Raw genomic sequence first — 21,524 nt, 5'->3', positions numbered from 1 at the left:
CCCGATGGTGGATCCGCGCGGTGACACCGACCATGCTGCGCAGGTCGTAGGCAGACCCGGTGGACGACCAAACGTCCGATGTGTTTCGGGAAGATTACTCCGGTGTCACGCAATAGGCAACGGTCGATTGCTTGCGCGATCATCGCTGCCGCCCTGCGCACCGACCATGATTGACGCCAGTGCGGCCATGTGGGGGCATCCCGCCGCCCGGTCAGCCCCATATCAGCGATGTCATGTCGATCATCGGTGGTCGTGGCGCGGATCGGCGCGCATGACGACGGTGCGGGTCAGGCCACCCGCCGCGTATACATCGGATGATTGCGGCAGCCGCGCCCGCGTCGGCCTCAGTGGACCGGCGGGCGCGGCTGGGTGTCGCTCACTCGGGCAGCGTCGCCCCGGACTTCTCGGCCACCAGGTACCTCGCGTACCAGTCGGGCCAGTTGTCGTCCCGCTGGCCGGTGCGCTTCTCGTGCTCGTCGTGGGCCGCCGCCGCGCGCCGCAGCGCGTCCGCCAGGTCGGTCGCCGACCGATACGACGTCAGATCGCCCTCACCGGCGTTCGGACTCATCGCGACCTCCTGGGTTCCTCGCCCCACCGTCGACGACCACGCTACGTCCTACGCGCCGGTGAGGTGCGGCGTTCGGGGCATCAGCCCGGCGCCGCCCTCGTCGCCCGGCGCAGCCCGAACAGGGCGACAAGCGCGAGCAGGATGACGGCGACGGAATATTCGTCGGCGGTCCGCGGGAGGCCCCCGGCGTACACCACGAGGAAGCCGGCGATCACGGTGGGAAGGCCGAAACCGACGTAGCAGACGACGTAGAGCAGCGACAGCACGCTGGCGCGTTCGTGCGCCTCGACCAGCGGCATGATCGTCTTGAGGCTGCCCTGGAACCCGCCGCCGAAGCCGACGCCGCCGAGCGCGAGACCGACGAAGAACCCGGGTACGGAGTCGGCCATGACCGAGACCACCGTGACGACCATGCCCAGGATGAGGGCGCCGATCCCGGTCAGGATGACCGTCCGCGCGGCGGTGTCGCGCAACAGCAGGACGGCGACCGACCCGAAGAGCGCGAAGACGAAGAGCACCAGACCGGCGACCACGATCGACGTGTCCATGAGGCTGCGCACGAGCGCCGGGCCGAGCGCGCCGAAGAAGCCGGCCAGCGCCCAGACCGCGAACAGCACCGGAGCGACGACCAGCACCGGCCCGCGTACCGGGCGCGGCAGCCTGATCTCCGGTCGCAGGCTGCGCCGCGCGCCCGGCATCCGGGTGACGGTCTCCGGCATCAGCGCGACCCCGACGGCCTGGATGAGCAGGACCGCGACGAGGACGACGTACACCAGGCGGGTCGGCGCGGGCAGGTAGCGGATGAACAGCGCCGAGAGCAGCGCCCCGCTGCCGGTGCCGAGGCCGGGTGCGATCGAGTTGGCGAGCGTCCCGCGAGCGCGGTCGATGTCCAGCATGGCCGCGCCGACGGCGCCCGTCGCCGCGCCCGCCGCGAGCCCCTGCACGAGGCGGGCGGCCAGCAGCGCGGGTACGCCGTTGGCGAGGATGAACACCAGCAGCGACAGGATCTGTACGGCGATCGCGGCGGCCAGGACCGGACGCCGGCCGACGTGGTCGGAGAGCTTGCCGAAGGTGAGCAGCGATGCCAGCACCGCGAGCGCGTAGACCGCGAACACCACGGTGGTCGTGACCGACGAGAAGTGCCAGCGCTCCTGGTAGATCCCGTAGAGCGGGGTCGGGGCCGCCGAGGCGGCCAGGAACGACACGAGGATCGACGCCAGCAGCACCAGGGAGACGTTCGGCGCGAGTCGTACCCGCCCCGCGATCGACATGTCCTGCTCCTCGGGCTGCGCGGCGCTCGTCGGACTCGACGGCCGCAGGCGCGTACCCGATGTGCCGCTCTCCATGCGCCGACTACTCGTCGGCGCGCGGCCCGAGATGCTCGCGCAGCGCCCGCGCGATGTCGCCGGCCGCGCGGAGCTGGTCCGGCGTGAGAGCGTCGACGAACAGCTCCCGGATGGTGCGCAGGTGCGGATAGGTGGCCCGCTGGAACGCCGCGGCCCCGGCCGGGGTGAGGATCACCTCCGCCCCGCGCGGGACGGTCGCGCACTCCTCGCGACGGATCAGCCCGCGTCGTTCCATGCGTCCCAGGTGGTGCGAGAGTCGACTCCGCTCCCACCCGATCTGCGCGGCCAGGGCGGAGGAGCGCATCCGCCGCTCCTTAGCCTCGCTGAGGGCGAGCAGGACGGCGTAGTCACCCGGCGAGAGGGAAGAGTCGACCTGGAGACGCGACCCGACCCGGGAGGTGAGCGCCTCTGTCGTCTCGACGAAGTCCCGCCAGATCCGCAGCTCCTCCGCCGTCGGCAACTGCCGGCCCCCGCGTCGTTCGGGTGTGGTGTCGACCATCGAACCCTCCGGGGAATTGACGTGTCAATTCGCAGGTTAGCATCATTGACACGTCAACCGGGAAGACCACTTCCCGCGTGTCGACGGCGAAGAACGCCGAGGAGGAGACATGTCCGCCGCACCCTTCGAACTGGGGCTCAACTCGTTCGGCGAGGTGGCCACGGACGGCGACCGGACCCTGAGTGACGCCGAGACCGTCCGGCTGCTGGTGGACGAGGCCCGGCTCGCGGAGTCGGTCGGGCTCGACGTGTTCAGCCTGGGCGAGCACTACCGGGAGGGGCACAACGACTCGGCCACCCCCGTCCTGCTCGCGGCCATGGCCACGGCGACCGACCGGATCCGGCTCGGCACCTCGGTCACCGTCCTGAGCACGAACGACCCGGTACGGCTCTACCACGAGTTCGCCACCCTGGACGCGGTCAGCGACGGCCGGGCCCAACTGGTCCTCGGACGGGCATCCGCGACCGAGTCGTTCCCCCTCTTCGGCTACGACCTGGCGGACTACGAGCGGTTGTTCGAGGAGAAGCTGGACCTCTTCCTCCAGCTTCAACGCGACGAAACGGTCACCTGGTCGGGAACCGTACGCACTCCCCTGGTCGCGCAACGACTCCATCCGCGCATGCGCCCGGGCGGAATCCCCACCTGGATCGGCGTCGGAGGAAGCCCCAACTCGGTGATCCGCGCCGCCCGGCACGGGCTCCCGCTCATGCTGGCGATCATCGGTGGACGCCCGCAGCGGTTCGCCGGCCACGTCGACCTCTACCATCGGGCGCTCGAACAGTTCGGGCAGGCCGCGCAACCGGTCGGGCAACACTCGCTCGGCCTCGTCGCGGACACCGACGAGGAGGCCGTCGAGACGTGGTGGCGGTACTGGCAGCCCACCGTGGCACGGCTCGCCGAGGAGCGCGGCTTCTACAAGCCGGACCGCGCGCGCTACGAGACCGAGATCGACCACGGCGCGCTGTTCGTGGGGTCACCGGAGACGGTGGCCCGCAAGATCGCAACCATGGCCCGCGACCTGCGGCTGAGTCGGTTCGACCTGAAGTACGACATCATGCACCTGCCTCGCGAGGCGCGGGCGCGCACCATCGAGCTGCTCGGCAGCGAGGTCGCGCCACGGGTCCGTGAGCTGTTGGCGAAGGAGCCCACCAATGTCTGATCTCGTGTTCGGCCTCGACACCTTCGGTGACGTGCCGGAGGACGACTCCGGCAAGCCCGTCTCCCACGCCACCGCCATCCGGCAGGTCGTCGACGAGGCGGTGCTGGCCGACGACCTCGGCGTCGACGTCATCGCCCTGGGCGAGCACCACCGACCCGAGTACTCGGTGTCGACGCCGGAGACGGTGCTGGCGGGCATCGCCACCCGTACCTCGCGGATCCGGCTCTCCTCCGGCGTCACCGTGCTGAGCTCGGACGACCCGGTCCGCGTCTTCCAGCGTTTCGCCACGGTCGACGCGCTGTCGCACGGTCGGGCCGAGGTCATCCTCGGCCGGGGCTCGTTCACCGAGTCCTTCCCGCTGTTCGGCTACGACCTGGCCGACTACGACGTGCTGTTCGAGGAGCGGATCGAGCTGTTCGCGAAGCTGCTCGACGAACAGCCGGTCACCTGGAGCGGCACCACCCGCGCCCCGCTCACCGACGCCGACGTGTTTCCCAAGACGGAGTCGGGACGCCTCACCACCTGGGTGGGCGTCGGCGGCTCACCGCAGTCGGTGGTACGGACCGCCCGGTACGGCCTGCCGCTCATGCTCGCCATCATCGGCGGCGCTCCGGAGCGTTTCGCGCCCTACATCGACCTCTACCGGCGGGCCGCCGACCAACTCGGCACCACCGCGCACCCGGTCGGGATGCACTCGCCCGGCTTCGTCGCCGACACCGACGAGGAGGCGAAGGAGCTGTTCTGGCCGTACTACCGGGTCATGCGCGACCGGATCGGCGCGCTGCGCGGCTGGCCTCCGATCCGCCGCCAGGAGTTCGACTCGGAGGTGGAGCACGGCTCGCTCTACATCGGCTCGCCGGAGACGGTCGCCCGCCGGATGGCCGCCGCCATCAAGGGTCTCGGTGTCGGCCGGTTCGACCTCATCTACACCGCCGGGGCGCAGCCCGTGAGCGCCCGGATGCGCGCCGTGGAACTGTACGGCTCGCGGGTGATCCCCATGGTCCGCGACATCCTGGCCAGCTGACCCGCCGGCCGTTGATCGGAGAGGAAGACATGAACGACAGCGGTACCGACCGGCCACGGACCCTCGCCATCCTCGGCGCCGGCAAGGTGGGCACCGTCCTCGCCCGGCTCGCGCTCGCCGCCGGCTACCGGGTGCTCGTCGCCGGCTCCGGGGATCCGGTGAAAATCGCCCTGACCGTCGAGGTGCTCACGCCTGGAGCGGTGGCGACCACCGCCGTCGACGCCGTGGCGGACGCCGACATCGTCGTCCTCGCCCTACCGCTGGGCAAGTACCGCACGCTGCCCGCCGAGGCGCTGCGGGGCAAACTCGTCGTCGACGCGATGAACTACTGGTGGGAGGTCGACGGCATCCGCGACGACCTGACCGATCCGCGCACCTCGTCCAGCGAGATCGTCCAGGCGTTCCTGGCCGGGTCGCGGGTCGTCAAGGCGTTCAACCACATGGGCTACCACGATCTCGAGGACGGGGCCCGGCCGACGGGCACGGCCGGCCGCAAGGCCATCGCGATCGCCGGCGACGACGAGGCGGACGTCGCCCCGGTGGCCTCGCTGGTGGACGCCCTCGGCTTCGACCCGGTCGTCGCCGGCCCGCTCGCCGAGGGCGTACGCCTCGAACCGGGTAGCGAGTTGTTCGGCGCCAACGTCAGCGCCGACGAGGTGCGCGCCATGCTCCGGCGCTTTCCCGAGTCGGAGCGCGGCCAGGCCGTCGCCGCCGCCCGGTCGGCCTGACCCGCTGGTCCTCTCAGTGCTCGTCGTCGAACGCCGTACGGGGATCGAGGTGCCGACCCCGCTCCTGCGCGGCGGCGTAGGCGGCGGGGCCGAGCGCCCCGACCGCGGCGTCGCGCACGGCGGCGAGGTCGGCCGCGTCGTCCGGGTCCGGCACCTGGCCGATCGCCGCGAACGCCGCGTCCGCGAGGCCGACCATGAGCGCCGCCCGCGAATGGTCACCCTCGGCGGACGCGAGCGCCGCACCCGCCACGCAGACGTACGGCACGAAGTCGTCCCAGCCGTGCTGGAACACCCGGGTACGGCTGAGGGCGAACAGCCCCCGCGCCTCGGCGAGGTTACCGAGACCCAGCTCGCAGAAGGCCAGGTTGTGCGTCTCGGAATTCACCGTCTCCGGTCGGCCCAGCGACTCGTTCAGCGCGATGCTCTCGCGATACAGGTCCCGCGCCCGGTCCAGGTCGCCGGCCATCCGCGCCACCGCCGCCAGCACGTGCCTCGGCCGCTCCTGGAGCGCGCGGTCACCCGAGCGAACCGCGACGTCGAGGGCCTCGCGCGCCCGGGTCTCCCCGAGCGCCAGGTCGCCGCCACGAATCGCCACCCGGGCCAGGCTGTAGCGGGCCTCCACCTCGCCCGCCGCGTCGCCGACGGCACGAGCACGCTCGATCTCGGCCGTGCTCATCCGTACCACCGCGTCGCTCTCCCCCCGACGGAAGGCCGAGCGGACGTCGTCACTGAAGCTCACGGTTACTTTCCCCCTCGTGCGTCGCGGCTCCGGCCCTGGCGGTGGCCCTCAGGCATGGAAGGCGATCCAGTTCTCCTGGAAACGGAAGCCCATCGACTCGTACAGCGGCCGGCCGAGCGCGCTGGACTGCAGGTACGCCGCGTCCGCGCCGGCCGCGACGCCGTCACGTACCACCTTCTCGGTGATCGCGCGGCCCAGGCCGCGACCACGCGCGTCCGGGACGACGGCGATGTTGAACACGCCGACCACACCGCGGGTGCGCATCCCGAGACCGGTGCCGAGGACCTGGCCGGCCTCCTCGTACAGGTATCCGTCGATCCGCTCGGCGTCGAGCACCGCGCCCCCCATCAGCGACCCGAACAGACCGTCCGGCACCTCGAAGCCCCTGGTCAGGACGTCCGTGTACCGATCGCTGTCCGCCGCGCCGACCTGCCGTACGCGCTCGCGCTGCGCCTCGTCCGCCCGGAACACCAGCTCGTCCACCCCGCAGGCCAGCAGGGGCAGCTCGCTGCGCGCGGCGAGCCTGTGCCGGGTGGCGAGATCGGCCACCGCGCCGTCGACACCGTCCCGGACCACGATCGACCAGGCCTCGACCTGCCCGGACACCTCGGTGGCCAGCTCGTGCAGGGCGTCGAGATCCGGCTCGCGCGACAGGTCGTACGCCACGTTCAGCGTCGCCGCTCCCGCGTGGGTCACCGCCGCACGGGCGGTGCCCCGCCGCGCGTAGTAGCCCTTCGGTGTCGCTCCGCACAGATCCTCGATGGCGTCGTCGTACGCCGCCGCCATCCGATCACCGATGATGTTCATGTCCCTGTCCCCCCTGACGCTCCCCCGAGCGTGCGCAAACATAGCCGCAACGCCGCGAGCTGCGCGAACCGAGGTGCGGCGGGGTCAGCGTCGGTGGGTGGCGCGCCCCGGCCACCACCGCCCGGAGCGGAGCCCCTGACTGGTGGCGCCGTGGAAGATGATCATCACGACCACGCCGACCAGGCCGAGGAACGGGTTCACCAGCCAGCCGAGCAGACCGGTCAGGCCGTAGAGGACCAGGCCGACGATCGGGCGGAACTCCTGCACCCGTACCTGGTCCTGGCCGATGGTGTCGGCCCGCAGCGCCGGGTGGCGGCGGACATAGGAGAAGAGCACCCACCAGGGCGCCGACATCAGCGAGGCGGCGAACGCGTACAGGACGACGGCGACCCGGAGGTCGTCGGTGTTGCCGTCGGCCAGCGCCGACGCCAGGACTGCGGTGGGAAAGGGAATGATCACCACGCCGAAGAGAATGCCGAGATTGATCGAGCTGAACGCCGGGGTGGTGCCCCGCACCAACTGGAGCACGGCGTGATGGTTCAGCCAGAGAACCCCGACGTAGATGAACGACACGACGAAGGCCAGGTATGACGGCCCTTCATCGAGAAGCCCCTCGGCCAGCCCGCCCTCGTGGAAATCCGGTGCCCGCAGGTCGAGCACCAGCAGGGTGATGACGATGGCGAACACGCCGTCGCTGAACGCCGCCAGGCGACCCGCGTCGGTCACCGCGGGATCACCGTCGCCTGCCTGGATCCCCCGTTGACCTGCGGACATTGCCGCATGCTAACAGTGACGCCGCGACAACCGAACGTGATTGCGGATCGGGGCACCGGCCTGAGCCGGTCGTCGCTCTTCAGCACGGCCACGGGCCGTTGCCGGGCGCACCATGGCGACGGGTTGAAGAGCGGCATTCCTCAGGGTCATATTCACACCTCTGCGGAATACCGCTCCTCACCGCGTGCCCGACGCGCCCGCCACCGGATGGTCAGCTGGCGTACGTCTCGAACTCGCCGACCCGGGGCGTACCGCTGGAGCTGTTGATCTTAAAAGTGATCTTGCTCAGCGTCGTCGCGGCGAACGTGATCGCACCCGCACCCGCACCGGAGGCCAGGACGGCGCCGGTGTCGTGGTTGACGAGCTGCCAGGACCCGATGGAGCCCTGGGTGCCGGAGGGCTCCCGGATGGTCACGCGGGACACCCGTATGGCGGATCCCCACTTGATCGAGATCGAACCGGTCGAGCCGGCCGGCGACCAGTAGGTGGCGATGTCGCCGTCGCGCACGTTGCCGTAGCTGGTCCCGCTGGCCTTGCTGGAACCGTCCGCGCCGGCGCCCAGGCTCAGATTCGTCCCGGTGGGTGGCGGCGTGGTCGGCGCTGGCGTGGTGGGCGCTGGCGTGGTGGGCGCTGGCGTCTGCGGCGAGCAGCTTCCGTCGGACACCCGCAGGCCCGTGTTGGCACCCGCCGTCTGGCCGACGACGTTCGGCACGCAGCTCGCGCCGTCCAGCCGGTAGGCGTACGGAACGCTGACGGTGGTGGTGGACGTCGGATTGGGGCCAGCCGGGTAGTTGTCGCTGCCCGGGTTGGACCAGGTGACGTTGTCGAAGATGTTGCCGCTGACCTGCCAGTAGCCGCGCTCATCGGTGTAGAACGTGCCCAGGACATCCTTCGAGTCGCGGAAGTGGTTGTTCTCGACCTTGGCTCGGGCACCGGCCCGGGAGTTGATACCGGACTCGTTCAGGCTCACGTAGCTGTTGTTGTAGACGTGGGCGACGCCGCCGCGCAGCAACGGCGTACGGGAATCGATGTTCTGGTACAGGTTGTGGTGGAACGTGACGAAGCCATTCGACAGGTCGCTCTCACTGGACCCGATGAGACCACCGCGCCCCGAGTTGCGCAGGATGCTGTACGACAGGGTCACGTACTGGGTGTCGTTCTTCATGTCGAAGAGGCCGTCGTACCCCTCCGACTCCCCGCCGGACGCTTCCAGCGTGACGTGGTCGACCCAGACGTTGCGGACGGCGCTCTCCATGCCGATGGCGTCCCCGCCGTTGGAGGTCGGCGAACCCGACTTCTTGACGTTCCGGACCGTGACGTTCTGGATGATGATGTTGCGGGAGTCGCGGATGTGGATGCCCACCTGGTCGAAGACGGCTCCACTGCCGACCCCGATGATGGTGACGTTGCTGATCTGCTTCAGCTCGATCACGCCGTCCGCCGTGCTGCAGCTCGATCCCGACACCTTGCTGGTGTTGCCGTGGTTGATCGTCCCGGTGACCTCGATGGTGAGCGGGGTGCTGCTGCTGGCCCGTCCGCACAGGGCCGCGTGGATCGCGGTGCCCGTACTGGCGCGCACCGTCTGTCCTCCCGCGCCACCGGTGGTCCCGCCGTTCTGGGTGGCGTAACCGGTGGCGGCGCCCACCGCCGCCGCCGGCCGGGGACCCTGGAGAGTCACGCCGGCCGCGACCCCGACAGCCACCGTCACGAGTGCCGCCGGAAGACGGCGTACGAGTGTTCGTCTCATCTCGCCTCACTTTCGAAGAATCGGTGTGACGCGTCGATGTCGGAAGGCGTCAGAGGACGGCCGTCACCCGACCCGGAATAGGCGACAATCAGTTACGCATCGATCATCGGCAATGCCATCACCCTGACGTCCGAGGCGGAGCCGCTGGCCAAGCGGCACGCGACCGGCAGCACTCCGAGGCGCACCCAATCGATCCGGGGACAAAACATCGACGTGACACGATCGTAGGAAAGCGTTTTCCGTGAAGCAACACCTACCGCTTGCAGGTTTGTTGCAGCACACCCCCCAGGCTCCGGTGATCATGAAGTCGTCGCCACGACACGCCGACAACCACGACAACGACTTCATGATCACCGGGGTGGGGCGGGGAGAGGGGACCGAGGGCGGGGTGGTGTGGCGTTGACAAGGCGGCATTGAACGAAATAAATTCCTGGCTACGAGAAACTGTTTCGCGCGCTCGCTGTGCGGCACTCACCCGCGAGCCGCGAATGAGCAGAGCGGCCGCCCGCCCCACGAGCCGGTCGACAAAGGAGGGTGCCGCAGCCCCGCCGGACCCGCTCGTCGCATCGTCACTCGTCGCGCCCCACAGCACCCCCGGCGCGAGGGCCGATCCGGCGTCGACTCCCGGCCGCCGCACCGGCGTTCCCCCGGTGACCCCCTCCGCGAATCGTCGCGGCGTGGGGCTCGGCGACCGGCAGGTCGAGGGTGACCGGCCCGGCTGATCCGGACAGCAGATCCGACAGCCCCCGCCTCGCGCGCTTGGGAGCGCTCCCGGCGACGCCTGGCGTACCGACGCTCTCCGAACCGACCAGCCCGGACGCGTCGGCCGCCACCACCACCACCTCGGGAGAAGTCTGATGAGAAAACGAAGGGTCACCAACGCCGCCCTGGTGTCGGCGGGCGCCGTCCTGCTGGCGTCGACGGCGGTCGCACTGGCCGCGCCCGCCGGCGCCGCAGCCGCCGGCTGTGCCGTGAACTACGCCGTGTCATCGCAGTGGCAAGGCGGCTTCGGCGCGAACGTCACCATCACCAATCTGGGCGACCCGGTCAGCAGTTGGACGCTGAACTGGTCCTACAGCGCCGGACAGACCGTCACGCAGGCCTGGAACACGACACTGACCCAGAGCGGCGCCGCGGTCACCGCCAAGAACGTCAGCTACAACGGCGCCATCGGGACCAACGGCACCGCGTCGTTCGGCTTCAACGGCTCGTGGACGGGCAGCAACCCCGATCCGTCCAGCTTCGCGCTCAACGGCGTGACGTGCACCGGCGAGCCGACGCCGACGACACCGGCCCCGACGACGCCGCCACCGACCACGCCGCCCCCAACCACGCCACCGCCGACCACACCGCCACCGACCACCCCACCGCCCACCGGCCCGGCCGACATCACGGTGAACAGCAACACCAGGTACCAGACCGTCGACGGGTTCGGGGCCGCCCAGTCCATCTGGGGTAGCGCCTGGTCGACCACCGACACCCAGACGCTGGTCGGGCTGGGCGCCAACCAGCTCGGCCTGTCCATCGTGCGTACCGGCCTCTCGCCGGAGTCCAGCGAATGGGCGACCCACGTCAGCTCGTTGAAGACGGCGAAGGCGTACGGGTCGAACGTGAAGATCCTCGCCTCGCCGTGGACCGCGCCCGCCGCGTGGAAGACCAACAACAGCCGCACCGGCGGCGGCAAGCTGAAGACCGACTACTACGACGACTATGCGAACCATCTGAACAGCTATGTGCAGTACATGCGGGGTCAGGGTGTGACCATCGACGTCACGTCCGTGCAGAACGAGCCGGACTGGCACCCCGACTACGACTCGATGGACTGGAGCGGCACCGAACTGCGCACCTTCGTCCGCGACCAGGGCGCGAAGGTGCAGAACAGCAAGCTGATGGTCGCCGAGGCGGTCAACCTGAACTACGGCTACACCGACCCGACCCTGAACGACGCGACCGCTCGGAACAACATCGGTTACATCGGCGGGCACCTGTACGGCACCGAGTCCGCAGGACGGCTGGCGCCGTACAACCTGGCCGCCCAATACAACAAGCCGGTGTGGATGACCGAGTGGAACCTGCACGCGGCGGACGGCGGCGGCTCGAACATCTGGGGCAACCCCAGCAACCTGGCCGTCTGGAACGAGACGCTCGACGACATCATGCGGACGGTGCACAGGTCGATGGAGGCCAACTGGGCCGCCTACATCTGGTGGTACGGCAAGCGCTACTACTCCTTCATCGGTGACGGCGAGGCGGCCTACGGCACCACGGCCGGCGCCCCGCTCAAGCGCGGGTATGCGTTCTCCCAGTACGCCAAGTACGTCCGGCCGGGCTACCAGCGGGTGGCCCTGACCAAGAGTTCCAAGGCGTCCCCGCTGGAGGTGACGGCCTACCAGGGGGACGGCAAGATCACGCTGGTCATCCTCAACCGGTCGAACAGCGCGGTCAACAACGCCGTGATCCAGGCCCCGCAGAACGTCAGCAAAGCGGAGTACTACCTGACCTCGCAGAACGCCAACGCGGCGAGCCAGCCGACAAGCGTGAACGGAGGCCAGGCCTCCATCAACGTCGGCGCGCGGAGCATCTCGACCCTCGTGTTCACGCTCTGACCGCCGGGAGGCGGCGGGCGTGAGCCAGATCCCTCCGGTCGGGGAGCGCCATCCCCGGCCGGAGGGAAGCCCGGCGGCGGAGACGCCGCGAGGATCACAGGCATGATGACGACGGCACCCCGCACCCGTGGCAGCGGCCACGGCCTGACGTACGCCATGCTCGGCTGGGCCGTGGCCTACGCCGGCCTACGCCTGGTGTGGACGGTCGGCCCGCCGCCGGAATTCCCACCCTTCGGGTCCGACCTGCTCGGCTTCACGGGCTGGCGGTCGGTGGCGTTGTGCCTGGTCGCGGGCGCGGTGGCGGTCGCCCTGGACCGTACGGCGACCTGGCGGCCGGCGCTCGCCGGACTGGCCTGGATCGTCGCCGGCGCGCTGGTCGCGGCGGCGGCGATCCTGCTGCCGGAGCTGGTGAGCCTCCTGCTGTTCGCGCCCGGCCCGTCGTTCGACCCGGTGGCGTTCGCCAGCCGGCTCGGCTGCGCCACCGGAGCGGCGCTCCTCGGCCTGGCCGTCTTCGACTATCAGCGCCGCACCCGGGGCGACTGCCCCGCCTGCTGCCGCACGGTCCAACCCGGTCGACGCCGCACGACGCCCGCGCCGTGGGCGCGCTGGGCCGCGTACGTGGCGGTGGCCGGGCTCGTGACCCGCTTCGCGGCGCAGGCCGTGGTGGGCTTCGACAACGTGGCGCAGGACGCCTCCATCATCGGGTTGGAGATCGGTCTGGTGCTGGCCGGTGTGCTGTTGCCGCTGGCGCTGGTGCACCACTGGGGTGAGGTCTGGCCGGGATGGGTTCCGCTGCTCGCCGGTCGTCGGATTCCCCGCCGGCTGTTGCTGGTGCCGGGCTTCGGGCTCGGGGCGGCCATCGTCGCCTACTTCGGCATGGGGATGGCGCAGGTGGCATCGGGGTCGGCCAGCGAATTCTCCGACGCGTTCCTCTGGGTGGCCATGTCGGCGTACTGCCTCCTGGGGCTCGGCCTCCTCACCGCGTCCAGCGACTACCACCTACGTACCCGCACAGCGTGCCGGGCCTGCGGGCGCTGACCGCCCGCAGGCCCCGCTCAGCTCAGCTCCGGTCGCGGTCGCCGACGTCGGGCCGCGCCGGCCGGGAGAGGGGATTCTCCCGGGCCAACGTCACCCGCTGGCCCCGTACCGGAGAGCGCGGCGCGGGCGGCACCGGCCGCCGCGACGCCTCGCCGGTTTCCGCCAGGAGGTACTCGGTCTCCTGCACCAGGTAGTGCGGTCGACGTTTGGTCTCGTAGTAGATCCGGCCGATGTACTCGCCGATCACGCCGAGGATCGTCATCTGGATGCCGCCGAGCCCGATCACACTGACGATGATCGTCGTGTACCCGGGGACGTCGATGCCCTTCTCGACGGCGTCGGCGACCACCCACGCCATGTAGGCCAGCGCGATGAGGGTGAGGAACAGGCCACCGTAGATGGCCAGGCGCAGAGGCCGGTTGTTGAACGACAACAGGCCGTCGAACGCGTAGTTGAAGAGCTTGCTGAGCGTCCACCTGCTCCGCCCGGCCTGCCGGGTCTCGTTGGGGTGCGCGACGACGGCCGTACGGAAGCCGATCCAGGAGAACAGGCCCTTGGAGAAGCGGTTGTACTCGGGCATCGCCAGTATCGCGTCCACCGCGAGCCGGGACAGCAGGCGAAAGTCGCCCGCGCCGTCCTGAAGGCGCACGTCGATCCACCAGTTGATCACCCGGTAGAAGGACCGGGAGGCGACCATGCGCACGAACCGGTCGCCGCGCCGGTCCCGCCGAGCGATCACCTGGTCGAAGCCCTGCTGGTACAGCGTCACCATCTCGGGCAGCAGCCGGGGCGGATGCTGCAGGTCGGCGTCCATGATGACGACCGCGTCACCGGTGGCGCGCTGCAACCCGGCGAGCATCGCCGCCTCCTTGCCGAAGTTGCGGCTCAGCGACGTGTAGCAGACGGTCGGATCGGCGGCGGCGAGCCGGCGCAGCGCCTCGAGAGTGCCGTCCTCGCTGCCGTCGTCGACGTACACCACCTCGACCTCGACGTCGGGCAGCTCGGCGAGGGCGGCGGACACGGTCTCGTGCAGCCGCTCGACCGACGCCTCCTCGTTGAAGCAGGGCACCACGACGGACAGTCGCATGCTCGTCACCTCACCCCGCCCGTACCCGGGCATCCGCCGTTCACGCGGTCAGAGGTGGTAGACCAGCGTGCCATCGAGATCCTCCCGGGTGATGCCCAACCCGTCGATGGGTCGGGTCGCGATGCTCTCCCACGGCGTTCCCACGGCACGGCTCGGCACGACAACCACCGACCGCACGCCGATCCCCCGTAGGTGCGCGACGCTGACCGGATCGGGGAACGACGCCACCGCCGTCCGGGTCTGCGCCTGACTGACCGGCTCGAAGCCGGCGAGACCGTTCGTCACGCGGGGGAACCCGTCGGTCGTCCACAACATGTACGTCAGGTCGCCCACCCCGCCGGCCGGCAGCACGAGGATCGGGTCCTGCACCGTCCGCATCGCGGCCGGCGGCGGCGGCACGGTCAGGTGGGGCGTGGAGTTGACGCCTTCCAGGGTGACCACCGTCAGGGGAATCAGCAGGACCAGCGGCGTGAGGGTCCGCGCCCACTGGCGGGGCGTGGACTGCCGCAGCGACTCGGCCAGAGCGGTCACCGCGCCGGCCGCCAGCACCGCGAGCAGCAGGCTCGTCCAGTGCATCATCCGGCCGGGCGTCCGCAACGCGTCCCAGCCCGGCAGGAGCGTGGACAGGGTCAGGTAGCCCGGGTCCCCGTCACCGCCGAGGGTGGCGCCCAGCCCCAACAGCACGGTGCCGACCACGCCGAGCCCCAGCGCGACCCGGTGCCGCAGCGGGTACGCCGAGAGGAACAGACCCGCCGCGGCCAGCCCGATCACCATCATGCCCGGCAGCAGCGCCATCTCCGGCGGCCAGGAGAGCTGCTCGCGCGCGCCGGCGTGCCGCTCACCCCACAGCCACGAGTCGGCGGGCGCGGTGACGAACCCGATCAGCGGGGGCGAGAACATCTTCGTCCAGTCCAGCGTCCGCTCGGCCTGCGGGTTGAGGTCGACGACGCGCAGGTAGACCGTGCCCAGCAGCAGCGTCACCAGGCCGAACACCCCGCCGCCGACGAGATCCGCGATCAGCAGCCGCCGGCCGAACGGGGGCCGTTCCCGCTTGCGCCACCAGGACCAGCCGTAGCAGCCGGCCGCCACCAGGACCGTGGCCAGCAGGAAGTAGACAAGCGGCAGGCCGATGCCGAACCCGAGGCTGACCTGCCAGGCGGCGACGAGCCACCCGGCCACCGCCCAGCCCGGCTTGCGCAGCTCGGGCCGGTACCCGTGGCGCAGCGACCAGCCGTGGCCACGGGCCAACATGGCCAGCGACAGCGCGATCGCCCCGCTGGACAGGATGTTCAGGTGCCCCGAGTGCGCCAGCCGCCAGGGCGCGTACGCCCAGGCGACGGCGGCGACCGCGCCGCCCCACCGGTTCGAGCCGAGCTGCCGTGCCAGGGCGTACGCCCCGAACGACGCCAGCGCGTGCAGCAGCACGTACAGCAGGTTGTAGTGGATCACGGCGGCCGTGAAACCGGAGCCCAGCATCCCCATCGGGGCGTACCCGAGCAGGGTGTCGCTGTAGGCGTACGTGTACGTCTCGGGGTAGAACGTGTTCGAGTTCCAGAGGTCACCCGGGCTGTTCAGCAGGGCATGCCCCGACCAGGCGACCTGCCACGCCTGCAACAGCGGATCACCCAGGTCGCCGGGGATCGTGGTCGCCGGGTGGCGCAGGGTCGGCCAGGTCAGCACCACCGCCAGCAGCAGGCTCGCCGCCACCGCCACGGTCCATTCGGAACGCGCCCAGTTCCAACGACCCCAGTCGGCCGGCGGCCGATCCTCGGGGATCTCCTCGGGGGGCACGTCTTCCGAGGTTGGTGGCGGGGTGGCGGACCGGATAATCATGAAATTGATGCTCTCCAATAGTGCCGGGCTTGTCCATCTGCTGTCCGAAGCGTGGCGTGTTCTCGCGCACGACGCAACGGCCGCATACCAATAGACGCTGCGGGGAGCGGAAACGGTGGCGCGGACGACGAGCGTCCGCGCCACCGCGCCGACTCGATCGACGGATGTCAGCCGATTTTGACCAACTGCCACTGCTGGTTGTTGCCGCCCCAGTCCGCGTACTGCACGACGTTGCCGCCGTCGGCGGTGGACGCGCCCTGCACCTCGACGGCCTTGCCGCTGTTGCGGTTGATGAGGCGTACGTAGCCCCCGGAATCGGCCAGCCGGAACTGCTGGTTGGTGCCGTTGCCGTCGGTCCACTGCACGACCGCCGCGGAGTCGGCGGTCGAGCGGTTGTAGACGTCCAGCACCTTGCCGGAGTTACGGGACTTCAGTCGGTAGTAGCCGCTACCCGAGTCGACGAACTGCCACTGCTGCCACGCGCCGTCGTTGCGGGTCCACTGGTCGATCCGGGCGCCGTCGGTGGTCGCCCGCTCGTACACATCCAGGGCCTTGCCGCTGTTGCGGTTGATCAGGACGTACCAGGCGGTGGTGTCGACCCCGGAGCCCGGCGGCGGGGTGGTCGGGGTGCCACTGCCCGCGTTGAGGGCGTTGAGGACGGAGGTGTACGCCGCCTTCTTGTTGCCCGACCGGTCGAACAGCAGGGCGTTGTCGGAGCCGCGCCAGGAGTCGCTGTCCCGCACGCCCCAGGTGGTGATGCCGGTGCAGCGCGCCACGGCGAGGCAGGCGCGGGTCACGGAGGCGTAGATGTTGGCCTGGTTGGAGCCGGTCATCACGTCCAGCTCGGTGATCTGCACGTCGACGCCGAGGTCGGCGAAGCGCTGCAGGTTGGCCTGGTAGTCGCTCGCCAGCGTGGTGCCGAGGTGGGACTGGAAGCCGACGCAGTCGATCGGCACGCCGCGGGACTTGAAGTCGCGGACCATGTTGTAGATGCCGGTGGACTTCGCGTTGATGCCGTCGGTGTTGTAGTCGTTGTAGCAGAGCTTGGCGCCCGGGTCGGCGGCGCGGGCGGCGCGGAACGCCGCTTCGATCCAGTCGTTGCCGGTGCGCTGCAGGTTCGAGTCGCGTCGACCGCCGGAGCCGCCGTCGGCGAACGCCTCGTTCACCACGTCCCACGCGTAGATCTTGCCCCGGAAGTGGGTGGCGACCTGGGTGACGTGGTTGATGGCGGCGTTACGCAGCGCGGTGCCGGACATGCCCTGCGCCCAACTCGGCTGCTGGGCGTGCCACAGCAGCGCGTGTCCGCGCACGCTCATGCCGTTGGCCTGGGCATGGCTGACGAGACGGTCACCACCCGTGTAGCTGAACCGACCCTGCTGGGGCTCGGTGGCGTCCCACTTCATCTCGTTCTCGGGGGTGACGCTGTTGAACTCGCCGTTCAGGATGCTGACGTACTGGCTGTCGGAGAGCTTGCCCGTCGCGACGGCGGCGCCGAAGTAGCGGCCCTTCTCGGCCGCCGACGCCTTCAACGTCGTTCCGGCGCTGGCCATGGGTGCCAGCGCGACCGTCATACCCGCGGTCAGCGCGACCGCGAGGGTCGCCGTCGCCAGCAGAGCTTTTCTAGGTCTCATGTCGATCCTTCTGTAGGTGCATCGGCGGTGGTGAGGTGCCACTTCGCTCAGGACGACCTGTTCCCGGCGGCGCGCGCCGGCTGGGCCAAGGAATCCGGGACGGTCATCCTGGGCCACCTCGCACCGGCACACGCGGAATCGGCCGGCGTTCGCCGGGAACCGCACGAGTCCTGAGACGGCGTCCGTTGCCCGGAGGGACGCCGCGCGTCGAGGCGCGACCACGGGACTCGCCCGGTGAGCCACCGACGCCGCGGACCTCTGCATCGAGGGTGAGCGATAACATGCTGTTCGTCAAGATGTAACGAGCCGGACATACGCCGCGGTGGCCGCAGTGACTCACGACGATGCTGCTACGGGGTCACAGCGGCCGGACCGTGCGGCGGTATCGATGGAAGCGATCCTTGTTATCGCTCACAGGGCCAGCCCGCCCCGCCCTCTCACCGCGCGCGACGTCGATCGGCCGGCGACAGGTGTAGCCCGCGTTCCCGAGGGGCAACAATCCGCTCATGGGTGGGACGCCGCGGGTCGACGAGCGACCGCTCGGGCGGCGGCGACGTGCCGGGGCCGATCCGACCCGGCGGTCGGCGGCACCCGCGTGACGCCGCCGAAGCACTGCCCGCCGCCGGTGGCCCTCGGCGCGGTGGCACTCGGCGCGGCCGCGCTCGCGGCCGCCCTGGGCGCCGAGCCCGCCTCCGCCGAGCCGACGCCGATCCCGACGCCGATCCCGATCCCGACGCCGACGCCGACGCCGACGCCGACGACCAGCGGACCGGTGGAGACCGCCACCGCTGGCGGCATCGTCGGATCGCTGGCGCGGGACCTGCTCGACACTCCATCGCACCTCGACCTGCCCCTGCCGACGGCGCTCCCCCTGCCGACGACTGTCCCGGTGCCGACGGCGCTCCCTCTGCCGACGGCAGTCCCGCTGCCGACCACCGGCTCCCTGCCGTTGCCGCTGCCGCTGGTGACCACGTCACCGGCGTCGACGGGCGGACCTACCGCTCCCACGCCCACCCGGGCACCCCGTACCCGGCGATCGTCCCCGCCACCGGAGGCGGGGACGCCGGTCACCTCGTCGACGACGCGCGCCACCCCGCCGTCGTCGGCACCGGTGACGGTGCGGGCATCCCGCGCCGACGCCGCCGACCGTCGCAGGCCGGCGCGCGGGCGGGCGGCGATGACCGCCGAACCGTCATCACCGCCGATCCCGACCCCCCGTCCGCTACCGGCGCAACCCGCGCTGGCACTGGCATTCGTGTCCGCGCCCACCAGCACCGGTGCCGGGGGCGCCGACCTGACAGCGTCGGCGACCGACACGCCGCCGTCCGTCGGGCCGCTGCGTCGAGGGGGCGCCGTCGGTCCCTTCGACAGTCGGGCCACCAGTCGACCCGTCCAGCGGGGTCCCCCGCCGCCCCGGCAGCTCCTGATCACCCATCCACGTCCACGACGTTGATCAGGAGAGATCATGGAGCTAGCCATCATCTGGGTACCCGCCGACATGGAGCCGTCGGAACACGCCATCGCGACGTGTCTGAACCACCTGCGCCGACATGACTACCGGCTGAACGGGATCATCCGCGCACCGTGGGAGACCGTCGAGCAGAAGATGGTCGACGGCGAGGTGGACGTGGTCGTCATCGCCGACCTCGCGCACCTTCCGCCGGACCGGTCACCCCGGATCGAGGTGGCCACGCCGCCGCCCCGTGGCGACGAGGACCGTCCGACGCCCGGCACGCCGTCCGGCTGACGCCACGAAGCGCCCCGTCCACGGCGGACGGGGCGCTTCGTCGTGCGCGGCGGACAGCGACCGGTACACGGTCGACCGCCGGGCCGCACCGGGGCTGCGACCACGTCCGGCCGGTGCCGGCCCGTCGACCGGTCAGTCGAGGTTCGGCGCGGGCTCGGAGACGTGGGCGGTGACGATCCGCCAACCGACGGGCAGGCGTACCCAGGTCTGGGTCTGCCGTCCCGTGGCGGAGCTGTCGGCGTACCCGAATCGGGTCGTCACCACCGCGAGGTCCGCGCCGAACGTGCTGACCCTCGTCTCGACCAGCCGGCGGCCAGGCGGCAGCGGTGGCTGCGCGGCCCGCCACTTGCGCTGCTCCTCCAGCCCGTACTGATGGTCGGCGAGGCCGAACCGCACCGTCCGGTCGGAGTCCCAGAAGTACCCGCAGATCGCCTCGGCGTCACCGTCGACGAGCGCCCGTTCGTATCCGCCGAAGGCCGCCGCCACCTCGGCGACCACGTCCGCGCGATCGATCTCCATCCGGTCCGTCCTCTCCATCCGGTCGGGTCGGCCCGGCGGCTCAGCCACGCGCCGCCGCGGTCTGCTGCTCGTCGGCCGCCCGATCGGCGGCCGGCGCGGACGCCTCGTCCAACTCGGCCTCCTCCGGGTCCGGTTCGCGTGGCGTGGGACGACCGAGCGCGAAGACCGCGCAGATCACCGCGACGAAGAGGTAGCCGAGCGCCACCTGGCCGTTGGCGTTCCACTCGACCCGCTCGCCGTGGATCAGCCCGACGAACGACAGCACCGCGCCCGAGCCGGCGAAGATCGCGGCGCGGACGAACCGCTTGTCGATGACGAAGACCACCACCGCGCCGAGCACCAGCCCGGCAAGGATGGCGCCCTGCCCCAGCACCAGCAGCCCGTCGTACACGACACCGGCGCCGTTGAGCGCCTCGTCGCCCACCGCGGCGGCGCTGGTGCCGGCCGCCGCCAGCGCGTTGTCGATCTGCCCGGTCGCCCAGGCCGCGATGTTCGGCACCAGTGCGGCGACCACGGCCGCGGCGTGCGCCCGCGGCGTCGCCTGGAACGCCTGCGCCCCGATCAGCAGGCCGATGTAGAGCAGGATCGGCACGATGGCCGCCGTCGGGAAGATCGCCGCGAGCAGTCCGAACATGCCGAGGAAGCAGAGCACGGCGATCACCACGCCGGTCGCCATCGAGTAACCGCTGCGGCCACCCGCGGCCTTCCAGCCCGGGTGGCCGACGTAGACGGCGGGCGGGAACGGCGAGCCGAGCGCCGCACCGACCACCGCGCCCGCGCCGTCGGCGAGCAGCACGCTGCGCAGGTTGTAGTTGTCCCCGGCGGTCGCCGCGCTCTCCACGTTCGTCATGCCCTCGGTGAAGTTGTAGACGCCGAGGGGGATGGCCGTCGCCAGCAGCGGCGCCATGTCGGACAGCCCGGTGAACAACAGGTCCAGCTTGAACGAGGGTACGGCGACCGCGATGTCCCGGGCGGCCGCCGTCACGTCCGGCACCGACATCGCCCCGCCGGCCCAGCCGATCGCGGTGCCCACCAGCAGGGCCGCGAGCCCGATCGGGAAGTTGAACGGCAGCTTGGTGTCGGTGAGCAGGCCGATCAGCAGCAGCGCGAAGACCGGCAGGGCGACCCAGGCCATCCGCCACATCTGCCCGGCCGGGTTCATCGAGATGAAGGTGATCGAGATCCCGGCGAGCGTGCCGAGCAGCGCCGCCCGGGGCGCGTACCGACGGATGTAGGGGCCGACGAACGCGCCGATCAGCACGATCACGCCGATGATGAAGGCCCACGCCAGCCCGGCCTCCCAGGCCCGGAGCGGGTCCTGGGTGCGCAGGTAGATCGGGAGCATGATGACGAAGATGACGATGAACATGTGCGGCACGCTCGGCCCGTACGGCAGGGCCGTCACGTCGGTGCGGTTCTCCCGACGGGCCAGGCGGCGGGCCAGGTAGGTGTAGTAGATGTTGCCGGCGACCAGGGCGATGCCGAGCGCCGGCAGGATGGTGCCGAACACCTCCCCCTCGGGCAGCTTCACCACCCCGATGCAGAGCCCGGTCAGGGTGAGCACGTTGACCAGGACGTTGACGCCGAAACCGAAGAACGCGTTGGTGTCACCACGCACCCAGAACGGGAGCGGGACGACGGTGGACTTCGAGGAGACCATGGCTGCTCCCGG

19 protein-coding genes are annotated in these 21,524 nt (G+C 70.8%); 7 read left to right on the top strand and 12 right to left on the bottom strand.

Features of this window, described 5'->3' with window-relative positions:
* Positions 1-376: 376 nt before the first annotated feature.
* The 3 genes from AB0I89_RS14220 to AB0I89_RS14210 all read right to left on the bottom strand — a co-directional run bounded on the left by AB0I89_RS14220 (position 377) and on the right by AB0I89_RS14210 (position 2,413).
* Positions 377-568, bottom strand: a complete 192-nt coding sequence (locus AB0I89_RS14220; RefSeq protein WP_357125532.1) for a hypothetical protein — start codon at positions 566-568, stop codon at positions 377-379.
* Between the two features lie 80 nt (positions 569-648).
* Entirely contained in the window at positions 649-1,839 is a 1,191-nt protein-coding gene (locus tag AB0I89_RS14215) for an MFS transporter (RefSeq protein WP_357125529.1), read from the bottom strand.
* Positions 1,840-1,921: 82 nt separating this feature from the next.
* The gene (locus AB0I89_RS14210) at positions 1,922-2,413 is read right to left on the bottom strand and encodes a MarR family transcriptional regulator (protein ID WP_357125525.1); all 492 of its coding nucleotides are present in this window, start codon (positions 2,411-2,413) and stop codon (positions 1,922-1,924) included.
* Between the two features lie 109 nt (positions 2,414-2,522).
* Between AB0I89_RS14210 and AB0I89_RS14205 the strand changes: the two genes are divergently transcribed.
* The 3 genes from AB0I89_RS14205 to AB0I89_RS14195 are packed head-to-tail and all read left to right on the top strand — an operon-like array spanning position 2,523 to position 5,324.
* The gene (locus AB0I89_RS14205; RefSeq protein WP_357125522.1) at positions 2,523-3,572 is read left to right on the top strand and encodes an LLM class flavin-dependent oxidoreductase; all 1,050 of its coding nucleotides are present in this window, start codon (positions 2,523-2,525) and stop codon (positions 3,570-3,572) included.
* Positions 3,565-4,596 carry an LLM class flavin-dependent oxidoreductase gene (locus AB0I89_RS14200; RefSeq protein WP_357125519.1) on the top strand — a complete coding sequence of 344 codons (1,032 nt, stop codon included), beginning with the start codon at positions 3,565-3,567 and terminating at the stop codon, positions 4,594-4,596. Before AB0I89_RS14205 ends, AB0I89_RS14200 begins: the two co-directional genes overlap by 8 nt.
* A gap of 29 nt (positions 4,597-4,625) precedes the next feature.
* Positions 4,626-5,324, top strand: coding sequence for an NADPH-dependent F420 reductase (locus AB0I89_RS14195; protein WP_357125516.1), 699 nt, complete (start codon positions 4,626-4,628; stop codon positions 5,322-5,324).
* A 13-nt stretch (positions 5,325-5,337) separates the two neighbouring features.
* Here the strand turns inward: AB0I89_RS14195 and AB0I89_RS14190 are convergent, their stop codons facing one another.
* The 4 genes from AB0I89_RS14190 to AB0I89_RS14175 form a co-directional block, all read right to left on the bottom strand.
* Positions 5,338-6,063 (bottom strand): tetratricopeptide repeat protein, encoded by a 726-nt coding sequence (locus tag AB0I89_RS14190; protein WP_357125512.1) that lies wholly within the window; start codon positions 6,061-6,063, stop codon positions 5,338-5,340.
* 48 nt (positions 6,064-6,111) lie between these two features.
* Positions 6,112-6,870 (bottom strand): GNAT family N-acetyltransferase, encoded by a 759-nt coding sequence (locus AB0I89_RS14185; protein WP_357125509.1) that lies wholly within the window; start codon positions 6,868-6,870, stop codon positions 6,112-6,114.
* Between the two features lie 84 nt (positions 6,871-6,954).
* Positions 6,955-7,644, bottom strand: a complete 690-nt coding sequence (locus AB0I89_RS14180; protein ID WP_357125506.1) for a TMEM175 family protein — start codon at positions 7,642-7,644, stop codon at positions 6,955-6,957.
* Between the two features lie 211 nt (positions 7,645-7,855).
* Positions 7,856-9,391, bottom strand: coding sequence for a pectate lyase (locus AB0I89_RS14175; protein ID WP_357125503.1), 1,536 nt, complete (start codon positions 9,389-9,391; stop codon positions 7,856-7,858).
* A gap of 857 nt (positions 9,392-10,248) precedes the next feature.
* Here AB0I89_RS14175 and AB0I89_RS14170 point away from each other — a divergent pair.
* Complete coding sequence (locus AB0I89_RS14170; protein WP_357125500.1) at positions 10,249-11,997, top strand: cellulose binding domain-containing protein; 1,749 nt, start codon at positions 10,249-10,251, stop codon at positions 11,995-11,997.
* 102 nt (positions 11,998-12,099) lie between these two features.
* A complete protein-coding gene (locus AB0I89_RS14165) occupies positions 12,100-13,035 on the top strand; it encodes a hypothetical protein (RefSeq protein ID WP_357125497.1) in 936 nt (311 codons plus the stop codon).
* Between the two features lie 22 nt (positions 13,036-13,057).
* Here the strand turns inward: AB0I89_RS14165 and AB0I89_RS14160 are convergent, their stop codons facing one another.
* The 3 genes from AB0I89_RS14160 to AB0I89_RS14150 all read right to left on the bottom strand — a co-directional run bounded on the left by AB0I89_RS14160 (position 13,058) and on the right by AB0I89_RS14150 (position 17,586).
* The gene (locus AB0I89_RS14160; RefSeq protein ID WP_357125494.1) at positions 13,058-14,131 is read right to left on the bottom strand and encodes a glycosyltransferase family 2 protein; all 1,074 of its coding nucleotides are present in this window, start codon (positions 14,129-14,131) and stop codon (positions 13,058-13,060) included.
* Positions 14,132-14,170: 39 nt separating this feature from the next.
* Positions 14,171-15,955, bottom strand: coding sequence for a hypothetical protein (locus tag AB0I89_RS14155; RefSeq protein WP_357125491.1), 1,785 nt, complete (start codon positions 15,953-15,955; stop codon positions 14,171-14,173).
* Positions 15,956-16,122: 167 nt separating this feature from the next.
* Positions 16,123-17,586 (bottom strand): endo-1,4-beta-xylanase, encoded by a 1,464-nt coding sequence (locus AB0I89_RS14150; protein WP_357125488.1) that lies wholly within the window; start codon positions 17,584-17,586, stop codon positions 16,123-16,125.
* Between the two features lie 595 nt (positions 17,587-18,181).
* Here AB0I89_RS14150 and AB0I89_RS14145 point away from each other — a divergent pair.
* Positions 18,182-19,039: a hypothetical protein gene (locus tag AB0I89_RS14145; protein ID WP_357125485.1), complete on the top strand. Its 858-nt coding sequence runs from the start codon at positions 18,182-18,184 to the stop codon at positions 19,037-19,039.
* Between the two features lie 12 nt (positions 19,040-19,051).
* Positions 19,052-19,333, top strand: a complete 282-nt coding sequence (locus AB0I89_RS14140) for a hypothetical protein (RefSeq protein WP_357125482.1) — start codon at positions 19,052-19,054, stop codon at positions 19,331-19,333.
* Positions 19,334-19,465: 132 nt separating this feature from the next.
* On the opposite strand, the gene AB0I89_RS14135 is transcribed toward AB0I89_RS14140, so the two are convergent.
* Together AB0I89_RS14135 and AB0I89_RS14130 are read right to left on the bottom strand one after the other, a co-directional pair.
* The gene (locus tag AB0I89_RS14135; protein ID WP_357125478.1) at positions 19,466-19,852 is read right to left on the bottom strand and encodes an AtzH-like domain-containing protein; all 387 of its coding nucleotides are present in this window, start codon (positions 19,850-19,852) and stop codon (positions 19,466-19,468) included.
* A gap of 40 nt (positions 19,853-19,892) precedes the next feature.
* Positions 19,893-21,512 (bottom strand): regulator, encoded by a 1,620-nt coding sequence (locus AB0I89_RS14130; RefSeq protein WP_357125474.1) that lies wholly within the window; start codon positions 21,510-21,512, stop codon positions 19,893-19,895.
* Positions 21,513-21,524 lie beyond the last annotated feature (12 nt).

Source organism: Micromonospora sp. NPDC049801, assembly GCF_040656575.1.
Taxonomy (GTDB): domain Bacteria; phylum Actinomycetota; class Actinomycetes; order Mycobacteriales; family Micromonosporaceae; genus Micromonospora.
This window is presented reverse-complemented; position numbering and strand designations above follow the sequence as displayed.